This is a genomic window from Achromobacter sp. 1011791174 (genome assembly GCF_059760925.1).
Window position 1 is genome coordinate 40,904 of record NZ_JCBANH010000026.1, and the last position, 15,435, is coordinate 56,338.

15 protein-coding genes are annotated in these 15,435 nt (G+C 68.8%); 8 read left to right on the forward strand and 7 right to left on the reverse strand.

Translation table 11 applies throughout. The features are described from left to right. Positions 1-6: 6 nt before the first annotated feature. From AC6LJ5_RS11945 to AC6LJ5_RS11965, 5 genes are all read right to left on the reverse strand, one after another. Positions 7-381 carry a glutaredoxin family protein gene (locus tag AC6LJ5_RS11945; RefSeq protein WP_103271901.1) on the reverse strand — a complete coding sequence of 125 codons (375 nt, stop codon included), beginning with the start codon at positions 379-381 and terminating at the stop codon, positions 7-9. 123 nt (positions 382-504) lie between these two features. Next, positions 505-1,206 (reverse strand): hypothetical protein, encoded by a 702-nt coding sequence (locus AC6LJ5_RS11950; protein WP_498140569.1) that lies wholly within the window; start codon positions 1,204-1,206, stop codon positions 505-507. Between the two features lie 43 nt (positions 1,207-1,249). After that, positions 1,250-1,825 carry a cysteine hydrolase family protein gene (locus AC6LJ5_RS11955; protein WP_392410367.1) on the reverse strand — a complete coding sequence of 192 codons (576 nt, stop codon included), beginning with the start codon at positions 1,823-1,825 and terminating at the stop codon, positions 1,250-1,252. Positions 1,826-1,973: 148 nt separating this feature from the next. Further along, the gene (locus AC6LJ5_RS11960) at positions 1,974-2,879 is read right to left on the reverse strand and encodes a hypothetical protein (protein WP_498140570.1); all 906 of its coding nucleotides are present in this window, start codon (positions 2,877-2,879) and stop codon (positions 1,974-1,976) included. A 212-nt stretch (positions 2,880-3,091) separates the two neighbouring features. Beyond that, positions 3,092-4,456, reverse strand: coding sequence for an aminotransferase-like domain-containing protein (locus tag AC6LJ5_RS11965; protein WP_498140571.1), 1,365 nt, complete (start codon positions 4,454-4,456; stop codon positions 3,092-3,094). Positions 4,457-4,632: 176 nt separating this feature from the next. On the opposite strand from AC6LJ5_RS11965, the gene AC6LJ5_RS11970 reads away from it, so the two are divergent. The 8 genes from AC6LJ5_RS11970 to AC6LJ5_RS12005 all read left to right on the forward strand — a co-directional run bounded on the left by AC6LJ5_RS11970 (position 4,633) and on the right by AC6LJ5_RS12005 (position 12,508). Next, on the forward strand, positions 4,633-5,400 hold the full coding sequence (locus tag AC6LJ5_RS11970) for a sulfite exporter TauE/SafE family protein (RefSeq protein WP_498140572.1): 768 nt from the start codon (positions 4,633-4,635) through the stop codon (positions 5,398-5,400). 166 nt (positions 5,401-5,566) lie between these two features. Beyond that, complete coding sequence (locus AC6LJ5_RS11975) at positions 5,567-6,625, forward strand: YwqG family protein (protein WP_498140573.1); 1,059 nt, start codon at positions 5,567-5,569, stop codon at positions 6,623-6,625. A 221-nt stretch (positions 6,626-6,846) separates the two neighbouring features. Next, positions 6,847-6,987, forward strand: a complete 141-nt coding sequence (locus tag AC6LJ5_RS11980; protein WP_369869744.1) for a hypothetical protein — start codon at positions 6,847-6,849, stop codon at positions 6,985-6,987. A 287-nt stretch (positions 6,988-7,274) separates the two neighbouring features. After that, positions 7,275-8,246: a LysR family transcriptional regulator gene (locus AC6LJ5_RS11985; protein WP_498140574.1), complete on the forward strand. Its 972-nt coding sequence runs from the start codon at positions 7,275-7,277 to the stop codon at positions 8,244-8,246. 241 nt (positions 8,247-8,487) lie between these two features. Next, positions 8,488-9,489, forward strand: coding sequence for an ABC transporter substrate-binding protein (locus AC6LJ5_RS11990; protein WP_498140575.1), 1,002 nt, complete (start codon positions 8,488-8,490; stop codon positions 9,487-9,489). A 71-nt stretch (positions 9,490-9,560) separates the two neighbouring features. Continuing rightward, the gene (locus AC6LJ5_RS11995) at positions 9,561-10,331 is read left to right on the forward strand and encodes an ABC transporter permease (protein ID WP_498140583.1); all 771 of its coding nucleotides are present in this window, start codon (positions 9,561-9,563) and stop codon (positions 10,329-10,331) included. A 32-nt stretch (positions 10,332-10,363) separates the two neighbouring features. Continuing rightward, complete coding sequence (locus AC6LJ5_RS12000; RefSeq protein ID WP_103276268.1) at positions 10,364-11,134, forward strand: ABC transporter ATP-binding protein; 771 nt, start codon at positions 10,364-10,366, stop codon at positions 11,132-11,134. Between the two features lie 57 nt (positions 11,135-11,191). Continuing rightward, complete coding sequence (locus AC6LJ5_RS12005) at positions 11,192-12,508, forward strand: NAD(P)/FAD-dependent oxidoreductase (RefSeq protein ID WP_498140576.1); 1,317 nt, start codon at positions 11,192-11,194, stop codon at positions 12,506-12,508. 49 nt (positions 12,509-12,557) lie between these two features. Here the strand turns inward: AC6LJ5_RS12005 and AC6LJ5_RS12010 are convergent, their stop codons facing one another. Together AC6LJ5_RS12010 and AC6LJ5_RS12015 are read right to left on the reverse strand one after the other, a co-directional pair. After that, positions 12,558-13,784 (reverse strand): MFS transporter, encoded by a 1,227-nt coding sequence (locus AC6LJ5_RS12010; RefSeq protein WP_103271912.1) that lies wholly within the window; start codon positions 13,782-13,784, stop codon positions 12,558-12,560. 91 nt (positions 13,785-13,875) lie between these two features. Continuing rightward, complete coding sequence (locus AC6LJ5_RS12015) at positions 13,876-15,435, reverse strand: TolC family protein (RefSeq protein ID WP_498140584.1); 1,560 nt, start codon at positions 15,433-15,435, stop codon at positions 13,876-13,878.

Consider the following 15,435-nt stretch of genomic DNA (forward strand, 5'->3'; position numbering starts at 1 on the left):
CTCCTGTCAGGCCACGCCCGCGAAGCGTTGTTCGAGGTAGGCGATGATGTCATTGGACTCGTACATCCAGCGCGTGCCTTGCGCGTCGTCGATGCGCAGACACGGCACCTTCACCTTGCCGCCGCCTGCCAGCAGCCGCGCGCGCGCTTCGGGATCGCGCTTGGCGTCGTGCAGCGTGATGGGCACGTTCAGCCTGCGCATGGCGCGCCGCGTCTTGACGCAGAACGGGCAGGCGTGGAATTGATACAGCGACAGCTGGGCCGCTTCGGCGTTGACCTTGGCCTGGCCTTGCGCCGAGCGCTGTTGCGGGCGCGGCCGGGTCAGGGCGTCGCCCAGCAGGATGATTTGAGCCAGGCCGGCATGTATGGCTTTGACTAGCATGGAAAGGGACTCGATCGGGGGACAGGGGGTCAGTCTACTCTGTGCGGCGCTTGCCAATATTGCAGCTGTCGTTCGTCATCCTGTGTCATGTCACGTGCAGGACTCGAAGCCGGCGCGCGACGTTCAGTCTTCCACGAACCCCAGTTTGCGCAGCTCGGCAATCGCGCCCTGCTCTTGGTCGCGCCGCGCTTTCGGCGCGCCCAGCGAGGCGGTCAGCAGCATGGACTGCGTGTCCGATTCATCGAAACCGCGCAGCACGCTGTCCGTCACGGGAAACGCCTGCGCGAAGCCCTGGTCCAGCACCTGCTGCCCGCGATACCGGCCCTGCTTGTCCAGAATGACCTGCGTCTGCGGATCGCGCCGGATCAGATGCAGCGGCACGCCCTCGCAACGCAGCCCCAGCAGCTTGGCCTCGCTGATGTCCAGCGCCCAGTCGGTCTCGGCATAGAACGCGGCGCGCGCCTGCGCGAATTGATCGAGGATGGCGGCGTCCGTGCAAAAGGCCTCAGGCACGAGGTTGAGATTGATCTTGCCGATCTTGCCGCGCAGCGTGACCCGGCGAAAGAACGAGGCCCACACCAGCAGGATGGGGTTGGTGGACAGGTCTTCGACCAGCACGTCCTCGAAGACGCAAGGCTTGATCATCGAGTTGATGGCGCTGCACTGGCTCAGGCGCAGGTTGCGCACGCGTGACATGCGCTTGGGATGCTTCACCATCGACAGCGCGCCGTTGTCGAAGGTGCAATCGCGCAGGTGCAGGTCGTGAAAGTGCGAACCGCCCTTGTCGTAGCTCATCAGGAAGGTCTGGCCTTCGATGGTCTCCATGCGTGTCTCCGGCGGGCTTGCGGTGCGCGCGGGCCAGGGGCGGTCAGCGCAGCAGCGCCAGGGCGTCCGCCAGCGACAGCACCGTGGTGCGCGATTCGAAGGCGGTGGCGAACAGGTGTTCATGTACCACCGCGTCCGGGTCGTAGCAGCAGTCCTTGACGCTATACAGCCGGTAGTCCGCGTCGCTGGCGTGCGCGATGGTGGACAGCATGACGCCGGTGGACGCGACGCCGACCAGGATCAGCGTGTCGATGCCTTGCGCCGACAGCCGCACTTGCAGATCGGTGCCGTAGAACACGCTGGCGCGGTGGGCGATGATCAGCGGTTCGTCGTCGCGCTGCCCCAGCTCGGGCGAGATGCGGTCGTGCACGAACAGGCCCAGCTGCTTGATGCCCTGCCCGTTCTTGTTCAAGGGGCTGACTTCCGGGTAGCCGGGGCTGAAATGGATCTTGGCGAAGTAGACCGCCACGCCCGCGTGCCGCGCGGCGTCGCACAGCTGTCGGGTATTGGAGAGCAAGGCGGGGGCGACCGACGGGAACAGTTCCATGATGTCGGTCTGGTAATGCATGACCAGCAAGGCGGTACGTGATGGATCGAAAACCGGGGTCTGGGGGCTCATGCTCCGCTCCGCGACAGGAAGGACGGCCGACTGTAGCACGGCGTTTTGACGGGGTGGATGCAATGACGGGATGGGCATCGCGGGTGATGCCCATCCCGTCTTGCGTGTCGGGCGGCGCGGTACTGAACGGCCGCGCCGGCGATGCCGCTTACTGGCTGGCGTACTTCTTGCCGGCCGCGTCGTAGTGGTAGGTGACGGTGTCGGCCGGGCCGAGCTGGCGGGTCTTGCCCGGCCCGGTGATGGTGGTGCCGCTGACCTTGACGCTGATGCGGGGCATGTCGCTGCCGCCGTGCGCGGCGAAGCTCAGTTCGCCCTGGCTGCTGACGCAGGGCATGACGTCGCCGTCGGCGCAGGCGGCGCTGTTGTCGCTGCCGGTGTTGACGCTGCCCACGTAGGTCCAGACCTTGTCCTTGAGCTCGTCACGCGGTCCGGGGTTGAAGACGAACAGCGCGTAGCCGGTGAAGCTGGTGCCGTTGTCGAAGCCGTCGGTGGGCACGGCCAGCACCAGCTTGCCGGCCGGCGTGCGGTATTCGACGGACTTGCGCTTGGGGTCGACGAACTCGGGCTTTTCGTAGGCGCCGAAGTTGCCGATGGTGTTGGTCATGCCGCGGAACTGCCAGGGCTTGTCGGGCGTGGAGCCGGTCAGCGTGTAGGTGGCTTCGGCCAGATTGACCTGGGTGTCGGGGCCGGCATCGTCCTCGCCGGGCTTGCCGTAGCGCTCGCGGGTGTCCCAGGTGAAGCCGGTGAAGTAGCGCGTGCCGTTCAGGTCGAAGGAATGGCCGTACCAGTAGGTGGCGACGCTGCCATTGGCGACTTCATACGAATCCTTGCCCTGGCCGTCGACCTGGTAGATCGATTGCATCACGGTGCGCACGTCGGGCGGCGCGACGGCGGCGGCCTGGGCGACGTCCTGCCGCGCCGCGTTGCTGACGGGTTCCAGGGCGTGGGCGGCCGGGCTGAAGGCGGCGGCCAGGGCCGACGCGGCCAGGCCCGCCATTGTGGTGCGCAGCAGCGCGGCGCGGGGGGTGAGGCGGGCTTTCCTTAACGTTTTCATGGATGGAGGATCTGCTCTTGGGCCTGCGTTGAGAGGCATGCGGCGGGCGGGTTCATGACGCCGGTGCCGGTTGCGCCGGCGGCATGCCGCGATATGCGACGCCATCTTAATGAGCCGTCGCGCTTCGCGTCGGACAACCATTTGCCAATTGTGTCCGTCTGCAATGGGGACAGCGGCCAGTTATAGCGCGTTGGCGCGCCGGCGTCCTGGCGCTAGCGGTCGGTCTGGTCTGCGACCACCCGCGTCACCGCCTCCAGCGCTCGCCGTAGCGCGTCCAGGCCGACCGATCCCAGCGCCAGCCGGATCGCGTGCGGCACGTGCGGCGTGGCGGCGAAGGGATGGGCGGTGGAGACGGAGATGCGTTCGCGCATCAGGGCCATGGCGATTGTGTCGGCGCGCACTTCCTGCGCCAGCGGCAACCAGGTGAAGTACGAGGCCGGATGGCTGACGGGGCGCAGGTGGCCCAGGATCTCGGCGGCGATCTGTTGGCGCTGGCGGGCGTCACGGCGTTTCTCGGCTTCCAGGCGGGAGACGGTGCCGTCTTCGATCCAGCCGCAGACGATGGCGGTCATGGTGGCGGGCGTGTTCCAGGTGGTGGCGCGGATGGCGCGTTCCAGCCGGGGGATCCATGCGCGCGGGGCGTGCAGCGTGCCGACGCGCAGGCCGGTGGCCACGCTCTTGGACAGGCTGGTCACGTGGACGGTGGCTTCGGGGGCCAGCGCCGCCAGCGCGGGCGGGGCCTCGTCGGCCAGGAAGGCGTAGGCGCCGTCTTCGATCAGTGTCAGCCCGTGTTGGCGGACGATGGCGGCCAGCGCCGCGCGCCAGGCCGGGCCGGCAACCCAGCCCAGCGGGTTGTGCAGCGTGGGCATGGTGTAGACCCCGCGCACGCGCCGCCGGCGACATAGCTCGGCCAGCGCGTCCAGGTCCATGCCGCCGCCGTCGTTGGCCGCGGCGTCCGCGGCGGGAGCCGCTGCCGGAACGGCCGCCAGCTCCAGTCGAGCGCATTCGGCGGCGAGCTTGAAGCCAGGGTAGGTCAGGGCGTCCACGGCGATCACGTCGCCGGGTTCGAACAGGGCCATGGCGGCCAGCGTCAATCCGTGCTGCGCGCCGCTGACCAGCAGCGTCGAGTCGGCGTCGGCGTCGAAGCCGCGGCGGGCCAGGTGCGTGGCGGCTGTGGCCCGTTCCGCGTCGCTGCCGCCGTGCGGGCGGTAGCGCAGCAGCGCCTCGGGATCGCCGTGTTCGGCCAGCCGGCGCAGCGCGGCGCGGTATAGCTCGGCCTGGGCGGGCAGCGTCGGCGAGTTGAAGGCCAGTTCGGCGGTATCGTCGTTCCAGGCGCGCAGGTCGATGCCGTGGCCGCGCGGCAGGGCTTCCTTGACGAAGGTGCCCCGGCCCGATTCGCCGCTGACCAGCCCCATGGCTTGCAGCTCGGCATAGACGCGCGTGGCGGTGGCCAGCGCCAGCCCTTCGCGCGCCGCCAGGTCGCGGTGCGTGGGCAGCCGCGTCCCGGGGCGCAGGCGCCCGGCGCGGATGTCGGACGCCAGCTGGTCCACCAGTTGTTTGTAGCGGGACGTGGGCATGGGCAAGCGTATCCAGGACGATTATTTGGATGCGCTGATTATCCGGTCTAGGATAGCGCCGCACAACGCTGCCGCGCCACAGCCCACGGCGCCAGGATGCCGCAAAGCCGCATCGACAACGCAGCAACGTTGCACGTCGTCGCGTTTCCACTTGTCCATTTTCGTCGCCATACACCATGAGTCTCGATGTCCAGGTCGTCGCAGTCGCTCTACTCGCCGTGGGCGTGATCGGTTTCATGAAGGGGGCGTTCGGGGGTGGCTTCGCGATCATCGGCATTCCGCTGCTGGCGCTGGTGATGGATCCGATTGCCGCGGGCAGCCTGCTGGCGCCGCTGTTCGTGGCCATGGACGTATTCGCCCTGCGCTACTGGCGGCCACGCACCTGGTCGCGGCCGGACCTGCTCTGGCTGCTGCCAGGGCTGTTGGCGGGTGTGTTCGCGGGATATTTCGTGTTGCGGCACGTGAATCGTCATGCCGTGGAAATCCTGATGGCGCTGACGACCCTGCTGTTCGCCTGGTTGTGGTGGCGCGGCGGCGCCACGGTGGTCGCGCGGCCGCGTTCCAACGGCAAGGCGCTGCTGGCCGGCGGCGCGTCGGGCATCACCACGATGGTGGCGCATTCCGGCGGGCCGCCGCTGGCCATGTACCTGCTGCCGCTGGGGCTGTCCAAGGAGGTCTACGGCGGCACCACCAGCATGTTCTTCACCATCGGCAATCTGCTGAAGGCGGGGCCGTGGCTGGCGGTGGGCGAGCTGTCGCGCGGCTACTGGAGCCTGGTGGCGCTGTGCGTGCCGGCGGCTTTCGTCGGGGCATGGGCGGGATGGCGGCTGCATCACAGGCTGAACCAGGCGCAGATGTACCGGCTGTGCTATGGGCTGCTGGTGGTGACGGCGACGAAGCTGCTGTGGGATGGCGTGACGGGTCTCGTCGTGTCCTCGCCTTAGAATGGCGGCTTCGCACTCGAAAGCCGCCGCGGGATGGAGCGTGCGCGGCCCGCTTCTGCTTGCCTGGCCTGGTTTGCCCGCGGCGGTTGAGTGATTCGCGCAGCGCCCGGTCCGGCAGCGTGAGGCCGCGACGGCATTGCGCTTCATCCCGAAGGATTCGCTGGACATGCCTACCCCATTCCCCGCAAGCCTGGACGCCCTGCGCCAGTCGCTCGCCGAGACCGAGCTGCCCGGGACGGTCGTCGCTCATCTGGTCGCGCAGGCGCGTCCGGCGCTGGTGCTGGCCACCTCCGCCGCCGACGAGGACGCGATTCCCCTGGGCGCGACCAAGATCGGCGGCAGCCCCGATCTGCCGCCGGGCATGGCCTGGCCGACGCGGCCTGCCTATCCGGACGCGGCGCAGCGCGCGCAGGGGCATCGCCATAATGCCGACCGCACGCTGGCGGATTCGAAGAAGAAGGGTTCGTGGATGACGCCCGCCCAGGGCAAGCTGTTCAGCGAGGAATACCGGCGGCGCGCGGACGCGGTGGAAACAGCGTTCCCGCTGTCCTTCCTGGGCCAGCTCAATCTGGCCGAGCTGTCGGCGCATGCGGGTTTCGACGCCGCGCTGCCGAACGAAGGCCGGCTGCTGGTGTTCTACGACTTTCTGGAACAGGCCGAGAGCTTCTCGCCCGCCGCCTCGGTGGGCTGGCGCGTGTTGTGGGACGCGACGCCGGCGGCCGCGCTGGTGCGCGCGCCGGTGCCGCAAGCGCTGTCGTCGATCTCCGATGAGGAATGGACCTGCGTGTTCCGCGCGGCGCCGGCCTCGGCCCAGACCGTCTACACGCCGATCCAGACCGACGACGCGTCCTGGGACGCCTTCGATCTGGACGACGAGGAAAGCTGCGACGCTTACGAAGACTGGCTGGAACAGTTCGGCACGCCGGACAATGCAGACCGCGACAACCACCAGCTGGGCGGCTTTCCGCAGACGATACAGCGCGGCATGCAGGAAACCTGCCAGCTGGTCGCGAACGGCCTGTATTGCGGCAGCAGCGAGGTCTGGCAGACCGAGCAGGCGCGCAAGCTGATGGCGTCCGCGCATGAGTGGCGATTGGTGCTGCAGATTGGCGCGGATCCGAATGCAGGCATTCCGCAGCCGGGTGCCTATTACGTGACGATGCGCGAAGAGGACATCGCGGCGCGCCGGTTTGATCGGGCGCGGCTGACGTATCAGTGCGATTAGGTCGTTGCCCTCTCGTCCAGGATCACGCTGCGCGGTTGTAGCCACTGTCCGGGCGCGCGTTCGTGCGCGCTGGCCGGTCCCGTAATCCGGCAGGGGCCAGCGATTATCAGACGATGCGCCATGCGTCGCGGGTTGATGCTCCTACGCTGCCTACGTATATTCAACGTCGACCAAAGCGCATGCGCTCAGGCGCTGCTGCATGCCGAACTGGAGGCCAGACGATGAAGAAGCGCAACCTGTACACGGAAATCGCCGAAGGCTTCGACGCGATGTCGAACGCGCGCGCGGGCAAGCACACGCTGCGCACGCACGAGGTGGAGCTCAAGCCCGCGCCAAGCCGAAAGCCCAGGCCGCGCTGCTGATCCGCCTGGTCGAGAAATTCCCCGACACGGTCGAGCGGCTGGCGGCAGTGTGACCCGTCGCTGATCGCCGGATTTTCCCCGGCCCGAACACGCGCGGTTCAACGGCCAAGGCCAGCCCGCGAGCCTGCGGGCGTCGGCAAATTCCCCCCTCTTTTCCCACCGGCTCGCGGTCACTCCGCCATCCGCCCACTTCACACGCCCTAATGCCAACTATTAGATTTGCTTAAACAAGCCGATATTTTTGACCCTGCAGGTCGGCATTCTTAGCATTTCTCATAGGAGACACCATGGGCGCGCTGAAAAACGATTCCGGACTCGACATCCGCATGCTGCGTATTTTCGCGGCGGTGGCCTGCGCCGACAGCTTGTCGGCGGCGGCCGAGCTGCTGGGCGTGACGCAGTCCGCGGTGTCGCAGACGATTTCGCAGATCGAGGCCACGCTGGGCATGCGCGTGCTGGACCGCACGCGCCGGCCGTACCGGCTGACGCCGGCGGGCGTGACGTTGCAGCGGCAGTCGCGGCAGATCGTCGATGACGTGGACCGGCTGATCGCGCAGGTGCGCGAGGCCGACCTGATGAACCGGCCGGCGATCCGCATCGGCATGATCGATTCCTTCGCGGCCACGACCGGGCCGGCCATCGTCAAGCGGCTGACGCAGAGCGCGAGCCAGGTGCTGGTGTGGTCGGGGCTGGCCTACGGCCATGCGCAGGCGTTGTTGAACCGGCAGGTGGACATCATCGTCACCACGGACGCGCTGGAGGATGTGGATGGACTGGCGCGCCGCGCGATCCTGAATGAGCCCTTCGTGCTGGTGGCGCCGACGGCGCGCGCGGACGAATTCGCGCGCATGGATCTGCGGCAGCTGGCGCAGGCGGCGCCGTTCATCCGTTTCAGCCGCCGCTCGCATTTCGGCGCCATGATCGAGCGCCATATGCGCCGCGCCAACGTGACCGCGCCGCCGTTCCTGGAAATCGATACCAGCGACGTGGTGATGGCGATGATCGCGGCCAACCTGGGCTGGGCGCTGACCACGCCGCTGTGCCTGTTGCAGGGGCGTTCGTGGCTGGACCAGGTGGCGGTGCTGCCGCTGCCGGGACCGGGCCTGGCGCGCACGCTGCACCAGGTGTCGCGGCAGGGCGAGTTCGAGGAGATGGCGGACGCGTTCTGGCAGTACAGCCGCAGCGCGCTGGAGACGGAGATTTTTCCGCAGATCAACGCGCGGCTGCCGTGGCTGGGACGGCAGATGCGCTTGTGTTGAAAGGCAGGGCCCACCCCTGAAGCGCCGCGCGCTGCCCATCTGGGCGGCCCCCTCAAGAGGGCATCGTCGCGGACCGGCAAAGCCGGCTCCGAGCGATCCCGATAGCGTGCGTATCGCGGTGGGTGAAATCGGTAAATCAAGGCGGTCCCCGCGACGCGCGCCTGAGGTGCGCACGCTGCCCCCGCGGGACCGTCGTCAGCCTTGGGGCGGCCAGACCATAACAACGCAAAGGGAGAAGGACATGCAGGAGACAAGACGGAGATTCATCCAGGGCGCGGCGCTGGGGGCGGCGGCGCTGTCGCTGCCGCTGGCCGGCCGCGTATGGGCCGCGGGCGCGCAGGCCGTGCGCTACGGCGGCTCGGCCTGGCTGGGCCATTACCCGGCCTGGCTGGCGATCCAGGCCGGCTATTTCAAGGCCGAGGGGCTGGACGTGGGCTGGGAATCGTTCGGCACCACGTCGGCGCGCGTCAGCGCCCTGCTGTCGGGCAACATCGACATGGCGGTCACGGCCGCGCCGGCGGCGCTGGCGGTGATGGCGCGCGGGTCGAAGCACTTCGCCATCATCGGCGTGCCGGAGAATTTCGGCCGCGTGGAAGGGCTGATCGTGCGCGATGGCGTCAAGACTTTGGCTGATTTGAAGGGCAAGAAGGTCGGCGTGACCTTCGCGTCCAGCGCGCATCTGCTGGTGCTGAACCTGCTGGATCAGGCCGGGTTGAAGGCGGACAAGGACGTGACCGTGCTGAACGTGCCCGCGCCGGAAATGCCGGCCGCGTTCCAGTCCGGCCAGATCGATGCGGCGGCGGCCTGGACGCCGCAGTTCAACGCCATCAGCGCCATGCCGGGCGCGCGCGTGCTGGCGGATGACACGCAGTTCTCGCTCTACCGCGACTACGGCGTGACGCCGGGACCGGACGTGCTGGTGGCGCGCCGCGCCTTCCTGGAGAAAAACCCCGACGCGGTGAAGCGTTTCTTGAAGGCGTATTTCCGCGCCAATGAGCAGCTGCGCGCGCAGCCGGACAGCGCCGTGACCGCGCTGGTGGAGCTGACCAAGTTGGCGCCGGCGGATCAGCTGGCGATGGTGAAGGGCGCCGACTGGTACGGCGCGGCGGACCAGCGTGGTTTGCTGGATCCGGGCGGCAAGTACATCGACGGCCTGCAGAAGCTGGCCGAGATGATGGTGCGCTACGGCCAGATCGACAAGGCGCCGCCGGTGCGCGAGTGGATCGACCCGGCCTATCTGTAGGACGCGCGGCGCCGGCCTGGCGCCGCGTTGTTCGCGCACTTGAACCTTCAACGCCTGGAATGAACTGAATGATGAACGCCCCGACTCGCCAGCGGCGTCCGGATCTGATGCTGATCAGCAGCGTGTCCGTGATCGCGCTGCTGCTGTTCTGGGAGGCCGCGTGCCGCCTGCAATGGGTGGACCCGCTGTTCCTGCCTCCGCCCTCTTCCGTCTACGCCCGCATGGCGGGCATGTGGGAACAGGGTTCCCTGATGTCCCACATCCTGGCGTCCGCGCGTCGCGTGATGGTGGGTTTCGCCGCCGCCACCGCGCTGGCGATCCCGCTGGGCATTTTCCTGGGCACGTCGCGGCGCGCCCGCGCGGCCTTCGATCCGATCCTGTCCTTTTTGCGGCCGCTGCCGTCGATGAGCTGGATTCCGCTGTCGCTGCTGTGGTTCGGCATCACCGAGACGCAGAAGTACAGCATCGTCTTCATGGGCACCTTCGCGCCCGCGCTGCTGTACGTGATCGAGGCCACGCGCAATATCGATCCGCTGCTGATCCGCGCCGCGCGCAACCTGGGCGCGAGCGGGCCGCAGGTGATGCGCATGGTGATCCTGCCGGCCAGCCTGCCGCAGATCTTCAGCGGCTTCAAGGTGATCCTGGGGCTGTCCTGGACCTGCGTGATCTCCGCCGAGCTGGTGGCGGCGAAGGAAGGGCTGGGCTTTCTGATCATGAACGGCAAGGAGTTCTTCCAGACCGACACGGTGGTGCTGGGCATGGCGCTCATCAGCGTCACGGTGCTGATCACCGACGTGGTGTTCCGCGTCATCGAAAACAGGGTGCTGGCATGGTCGCGATGAATACGAAGGCCGATACGATGGCGAACGACACGATGATCTCGCTCGAAGGCATCTCCAAGTCCTTCGGTTCCTTCCATGCGCTGCAAGGCGTGGATCTGGAGGTCAAGCGCGGCGAGTTCCTGGTGGTGCTGGGTGCCTCGGGCTGCGGCAAGTCCACGCTGCTGAACCTGATCACCGGCTTCGAGCAGCCAAGCGCCGGCCGCATCGTGGTCAATGGCCGCGAGGTGCGCGACGTGGATCCGCATTGCGGCATGGTGTTCCAGCAGTACGCGCTGTTTCCCTGGCTGACGGTGGCCGAGAACGTGGCCTTCGGCCTGAAGCTCAAGGGCGTGCCGGCCGCCGAGCGCCGCGCCACCGCGCAGCAGTTCATCGAGATGGTGGGCCTGAAGGGCTTCGAGGACGCCTATCCCAAGGCGCTGTCCGGCGGCATGCGCCAGCGCGTGTCCATCGCGCGGGTGCTGGCCAACGATCCCGACGTGATCCTGCTGGACGAGCCCTTCGCGGCGCTGGACGCGATGACGCGGCAGGTGCTGCAGGAAGAGCTGACGCGCATCTACGAGCGCAGCGGCAAGACCATCATCTTCATCACGCACTCCATCGACGAGGCGCTGCTGTTGTCCAACCGCATGGTCATCATGAGCGCGCGGCCGGGCCGCGTGGCTTGCGATATTCCCAACGACCTGCCCTTTCCGCGCAATGCCGACGTGCAGCTGTCGCCGCGCTACATCGAGCTGAAATCGCAGATCTGGGGCATCGTGCAGAACGAAGTCATGCGCAGCCTGCAGGCGCGCGCCGACCAATGAGGCGCGCGGCGGCGCGCCGGCGAACGCTATTCCAACCGCAACACTGAACCCATCATCATGTCTCACCCCTCAGGGCAATCGCGGACTTTTCCTCACTACCAAAGCGGCTCGGGCTGGAACGCCATGCTGCCGGCGCGCGCGCCGCGCGTGGCCGCGCCGCCGCAATCGCGCTTCAGGCATGTGGTCATCGGCGCAGGCTATACCGGCCTGGCGGCCGCGCGCCGGCTGGCTGAATTGCAGCCGCGGGAACCCATCCTGGTGCTGGACGCCAGCAGCGCCGGCGAAGGCTCGGCCGGACGCAACTCGGGCTTCCTGATCAACCTGCCCCACAACACGCGCATGAGCGGGCATCACAGCCCGCTGCAGATCGCGCGCAAGCAGATCGCCATGTACCAGGCCGGGCTGGACTGGCTGGCGCAGCTGTCGCAACAGGGCGGTTTCGATTGCGGCTGGGACCTGGCCGGCAAGTACCACGCCGCCGCCACCGAGGGGGGCAGCCGGAACCTGCGCGCGTCGCTGGCGCAGTATCGCGACTGGGGCGTGGCGTACTCCGAGCTGGACCGCGACGCGATGCGCGAGCAGCTGGGCACGGACTACTACCAGTTCGGCTACCACTCGATGAACAACGTCTTCGTGCAGCCCGCCGCGCTGATTCGCGGACTGGCCGACACGCTGCCGGACAACGTCTGGCTGATGGAGAACAATCCGGTCGAATCGGTGGATGGCGGCGGTCCCTACATCGTGCGCACGCGCAATGGCCAGTTCAGCGCCGACAACGTGATCCTGGCCAACAATGCCTTCGCGCGGCGGCTGGGTTTCCTGCGCAGCCGGCTGGTCACCATCTACACCTACGCGGGCGTGACGCCGGTGCTGGACGCGGCGCAGCAGGCGCTGCTGGGCCAGCGCGACCAGTGGGGCGTCATTCCCGCCAACCGCCTGGGCACCACGCTGCGCCGCATCCGTGGCGGCAGGTTCATGGTGCGCAGCGCCTATTCCTACGAGGCCGAGCAACCGCTGGAGCGCATGGCCGGACAGCTGCGCGCGTCGTTCCAGCGCCGCTATCCGCAACTGGCCGCGCATGATTTCGAATATGTGTGGAGCGGTTCCACCGCCCTGACCGGCAACGGCGCGTCCTTCGTCGGCGAGGTCCGGCCCGGGCTTTACGCCGCCGTTGGCTGCAATGGCGCGGGCGTCATCAAGGGCACGATCCACGGCCGCCTGCTGGCCGAGCGCATCGCCGGCCAGCGCAGCGCCATGCTGGATGACCTGGAAGCCCTGGAGAAACCGAACTGGCTGCCGCCCGATCCGCTGCGGCGCATCGGGGTGCTGACGGCGATTGCCTGTCAGGTGAGGAAGGCGGGGCTGGAGAAGTAGGGGCGCGGCGGGGTCAATCAGGCGAGACCAGGCCAGCCCGACCCCGGCGTCATGCCGGAACCAGTGTGCGCAGTTTGCGCAGCTCCGGGAACCACCACATCCACAACCCGGCCACCGCCACGGTGCCCAGCCCGCCGATCACCACGGCCGGCACCGCGCCGACCAGCGCGGCCATCACGCCGGACTCGAATTCGCCGAGCTGGTTGGACGCGCTGACGAACAGCGTGTTGACGGCGCTGACGCGGCCCAGCATGTGGTCGGGCGTGTTCAGCTGTACCAGCGACGAGCGCAGCACCACGCTGACGGCGTCGGCCGCGCCCAGCACGACCAGCGCGGCGATCGACAGCGGGATGGAGGTGGACAGCCCGAACACCGTGGTGGCCAGTCCGAACACCATCAGCGCGCTGAACAGCAGGCGGCCGACCTGGTTGCCCAGGCTCAGCCGCGCCAGGGTCAGCGACATCAGCATGGCGCCGCAGGCGGGCGCGGCGCGCAGCGCGCCCAGCGCCCAGGGGCCGGCCTGCAGGATGTCCTTGGCGTAGATGGGCAGCAGCGCGACGGCGCCGCCCAGCAGCACGGCGAACAGGTCCAGCGACAGCGTGCCCAGCAGCAGCCGGCGCTGGAAGATGAAGGTGATGCCGGCGAACAGCGTGTGCCAGGTGGTCGGCTCCTTGCGCGGCGGCGTCCTGTCGATCTTCATGCTGGCGACGGCGGCGAAGGCGGTCAGGTACAGCGCGGCGGCCACGCAGTAGATCCAGCCCGCGCCCAGGCCGTAGCCCACGCCGCCCAGCGCCGGCCCGGCGATCTGCGCGATCTGCCCGCCCGACGAGGACAGGGCCGTGGCGCGCGGCAGCCATTCGCGCGGCACCACGGCGGGGATCAGCGTGGACAGCGTGGGCGCCTCGAAGGCGCGCGCCGAGCTCATGATGATGAGCGTGGCGTAGATCAGCGGCTTGCCGCCCAGGCCGTGCAGCGCGGCGACCGCCAGCATCAGCGTGGCCAGCACTTCCACCGCCATGCAGATGGCCACGATCTTGCGGCGGTCGTATCGGTCGGCCACGTGGCCCACCACCAGCGTCAGCGCCGCCATCGGCAGGAACTGCGCCAGCCCGATCAGGCCCAGGTCCAGCGCGCTGCCGGACAGTTCGTATATCTGCCAGCCCACGGCGACCGAGACGATCTGGAAGGCCAGCGACGCGCTCACGCGCGCGAAGAGGAAATGCAGGAAGGCGGGGCGTCCTAACGGACTGGGACCGGAGGTGTCTGGGGCAGGCATGGCGGGTCGCGCGGCGCGGGCGAAAGCTTCCGATTCTAGGCGCGGCGGGCTGACGGCGAGCTAAAGGGGGCGGACCAGCGGCCGCGCCGTCCTAGCGTTCGTCCAGCAGCGACACCCTGCCCGTCGCCACCGCCAGCACCGCCGCCGCCGAGCGCGCATTGGCGATGCTGTCGGCGTAGGCGTTCTGCGCGACCAGCATCTGGCTCTGCGCCAGCGTGGCGTCGGTCAGCGAGCCCACGCCGTTGCGATAGGCGGCGGACGCGGCGTCGTAGGTGACGCGCGCGGCTTTCAGCAGCGCGACGGCGGCCTCGTTGGCGGCGATGCCCGAGCGCAGCGTATTGCGGGCGGCGACGATCTGGCGCGTGGCGTCCTGCTTGGCGCGGGTCAGGCGTTCGCCGGCGCTGGCCGCGTCGTTGCGCGCCTGCATCCGCGCCGCCGCGCGCAGGCCGCCGTCGTACAGCGGCAGCGTCACGCCCAGGAAGACGCTGGACCCGGAACGGCTGCCGTCCAGATTGACGGTGCCGGCCTGCTGGCCGATGGCGGGCACGGCGGTGATGGACGAGCGCCCCGAGGTGTGCGAGGTCGACGCGGACAGGAAGACCTTGGGCAGGAAGTCCGAGTCCGCCGCGCGCGCCTTGGCCTGTTCGGCCTGCTCGGCCGCGTAGGCGGCCAGCACGTCGGGGCGGCGCGCCAGCGCGTCGGTGATGATCTGTTCGACCGGCTGCGCCAGCGCGGGCGACAGCGTGTGATCGGGCAGCGCGGCGATGCGCGGCTGCGCCAGCGGCGAGATGCCCATGGCGGTGATCAGCGCCAGATAAGCGTCCTGTTCGGCTCCGTCGGCGGTGACAGTGGCCAGCCGGGCCTGTTCGCGGTTCTGGGTCGCCTGCGCCACCTCGACCACGGTGCCCTGGCCTTGCCGGTAGCGCGCGTTGGCGGCATCGAGCAGGGTGCCGGCATTGACCAGGCCCTGCCGCGCGTTGACGGTGCGCGCGCGCGCCGCGATATAGCCGTGGTAGGCGACGCTGACTTCCTGGACCAGTTGCTGGTGCACGGCGGTCAGGGCGACGTTGCCGGCGATGGTCGCCTGTTCGGCGGCCTGCACGCGCGCCTGCCGGCCGCCGAAGTCGAACAGCAGCCATTGCAGCGAGAGCACGCCCACGGTGCCGTGCGTGCTGCTGTTGCTGGAGGAGTCGCCCAGGCCGATGTTGCTGGAGCCGTTGCTGTGGCGCCAGCCCGTCATGGCGGTGGCGGCCAGCTGCGGCAGGTAGACGCTCTTGACCATGCCGGTGGCCAGCGCGGCGTTGCGCGCCGCGTTCCAGGCGATGCGGGTGCGCGGATTGGACGATTGCGCCAGGTCGATGAGTTCGGCCAAGGTGTATTCGTGGCTGGGATCGATGGCGTTGTCTTGCGGCATCGCGCCGGCGGCGGCGTTGGCCGGCAGCACGTAGCGCGCGTCGGGGCTGTCGGGCCGGGCCGGGCCGGAGACGATGGAGCCGCTGGCGTCGACGGGTGGCGTCCAGGGCCGGTCGGCGCGCGGTGGGGCCAGGTCCAGCGACGAGGTGGCGCAGCCGGCCAGGCTCAACAGCAGGGCCGGCCAGGACAGGCGCGGCAGCAGGATTGGCCAGGATGGGCGGACGGACAGGCTCGGCAT

Excerpts from the sequence above, each read along its gene's own strand:
- AC6LJ5_RS11945 (WP_103271901.1), bottom strand. The coding sequence starts at position 381 with ATGCTAGTCAAAGCCATACATGCCGGCCTGGCTCAAATCATCCTGCTG.
- AC6LJ5_RS11950 (WP_498140569.1), bottom strand. The coding sequence starts at position 1,206 with ATGGAGACCATCGAAGGCCAGACCTTCCTGATGAGCTACGACAAGGGC.
- AC6LJ5_RS11955 (WP_392410367.1), bottom strand. The coding sequence starts at position 1,825 with ATGAGCCCCCAGACCCCGGTTTTCGATCCATCACGTACCGCCTTGCTG.
- AC6LJ5_RS11960 (WP_498140570.1), bottom strand. The coding sequence starts at position 2,879 with ATGAAAACGTTAAGGAAAGCCCGCCTCACCCCCCGCGCCGCGCTGCTG.
- AC6LJ5_RS11965 (WP_498140571.1), bottom strand. The coding sequence starts at position 4,456 with ATGCCCACGTCCCGCTACAAACAACTGGTGGACCAGCTGGCGTCCGAC.
- AC6LJ5_RS11970 (WP_498140572.1), top strand. The coding sequence starts at position 4,633 with ATGAGTCTCGATGTCCAGGTCGTCGCAGTCGCTCTACTCGCCGTGGGC.
- AC6LJ5_RS11975 (WP_498140573.1), top strand. The coding sequence starts at position 5,567 with ATGCCTACCCCATTCCCCGCAAGCCTGGACGCCCTGCGCCAGTCGCTC.
- AC6LJ5_RS11980 (WP_369869744.1), top strand. The coding sequence starts at position 6,847 with ATGAAGAAGCGCAACCTGTACACGGAAATCGCCGAAGGCTTCGACGCG.
- AC6LJ5_RS11985 (WP_498140574.1), top strand. The coding sequence starts at position 7,275 with ATGGGCGCGCTGAAAAACGATTCCGGACTCGACATCCGCATGCTGCGT.
- AC6LJ5_RS11990 (WP_498140575.1), top strand. The coding sequence starts at position 8,488 with ATGCAGGAGACAAGACGGAGATTCATCCAGGGCGCGGCGCTGGGGGCG.
- AC6LJ5_RS11995 (WP_498140583.1), top strand. The coding sequence starts at position 9,561 with ATGAACGCCCCGACTCGCCAGCGGCGTCCGGATCTGATGCTGATCAGC.
- AC6LJ5_RS12000 (WP_103276268.1), top strand. The coding sequence starts at position 10,364 with ATGATCTCGCTCGAAGGCATCTCCAAGTCCTTCGGTTCCTTCCATGCG.
- AC6LJ5_RS12005 (WP_498140576.1), top strand. The coding sequence starts at position 11,192 with ATGTCTCACCCCTCAGGGCAATCGCGGACTTTTCCTCACTACCAAAGC.
- AC6LJ5_RS12010 (WP_103271912.1), bottom strand. The coding sequence starts at position 13,784 with ATGCCTGCCCCAGACACCTCCGGTCCCAGTCCGTTAGGACGCCCCGCC.
- AC6LJ5_RS12015 (WP_498140584.1), bottom strand. The coding sequence starts at position 15,435 with ATGCCGAGCCTGTCCGTCCGCCCATCCTGGCCAATCCTGCTGCCGCGC.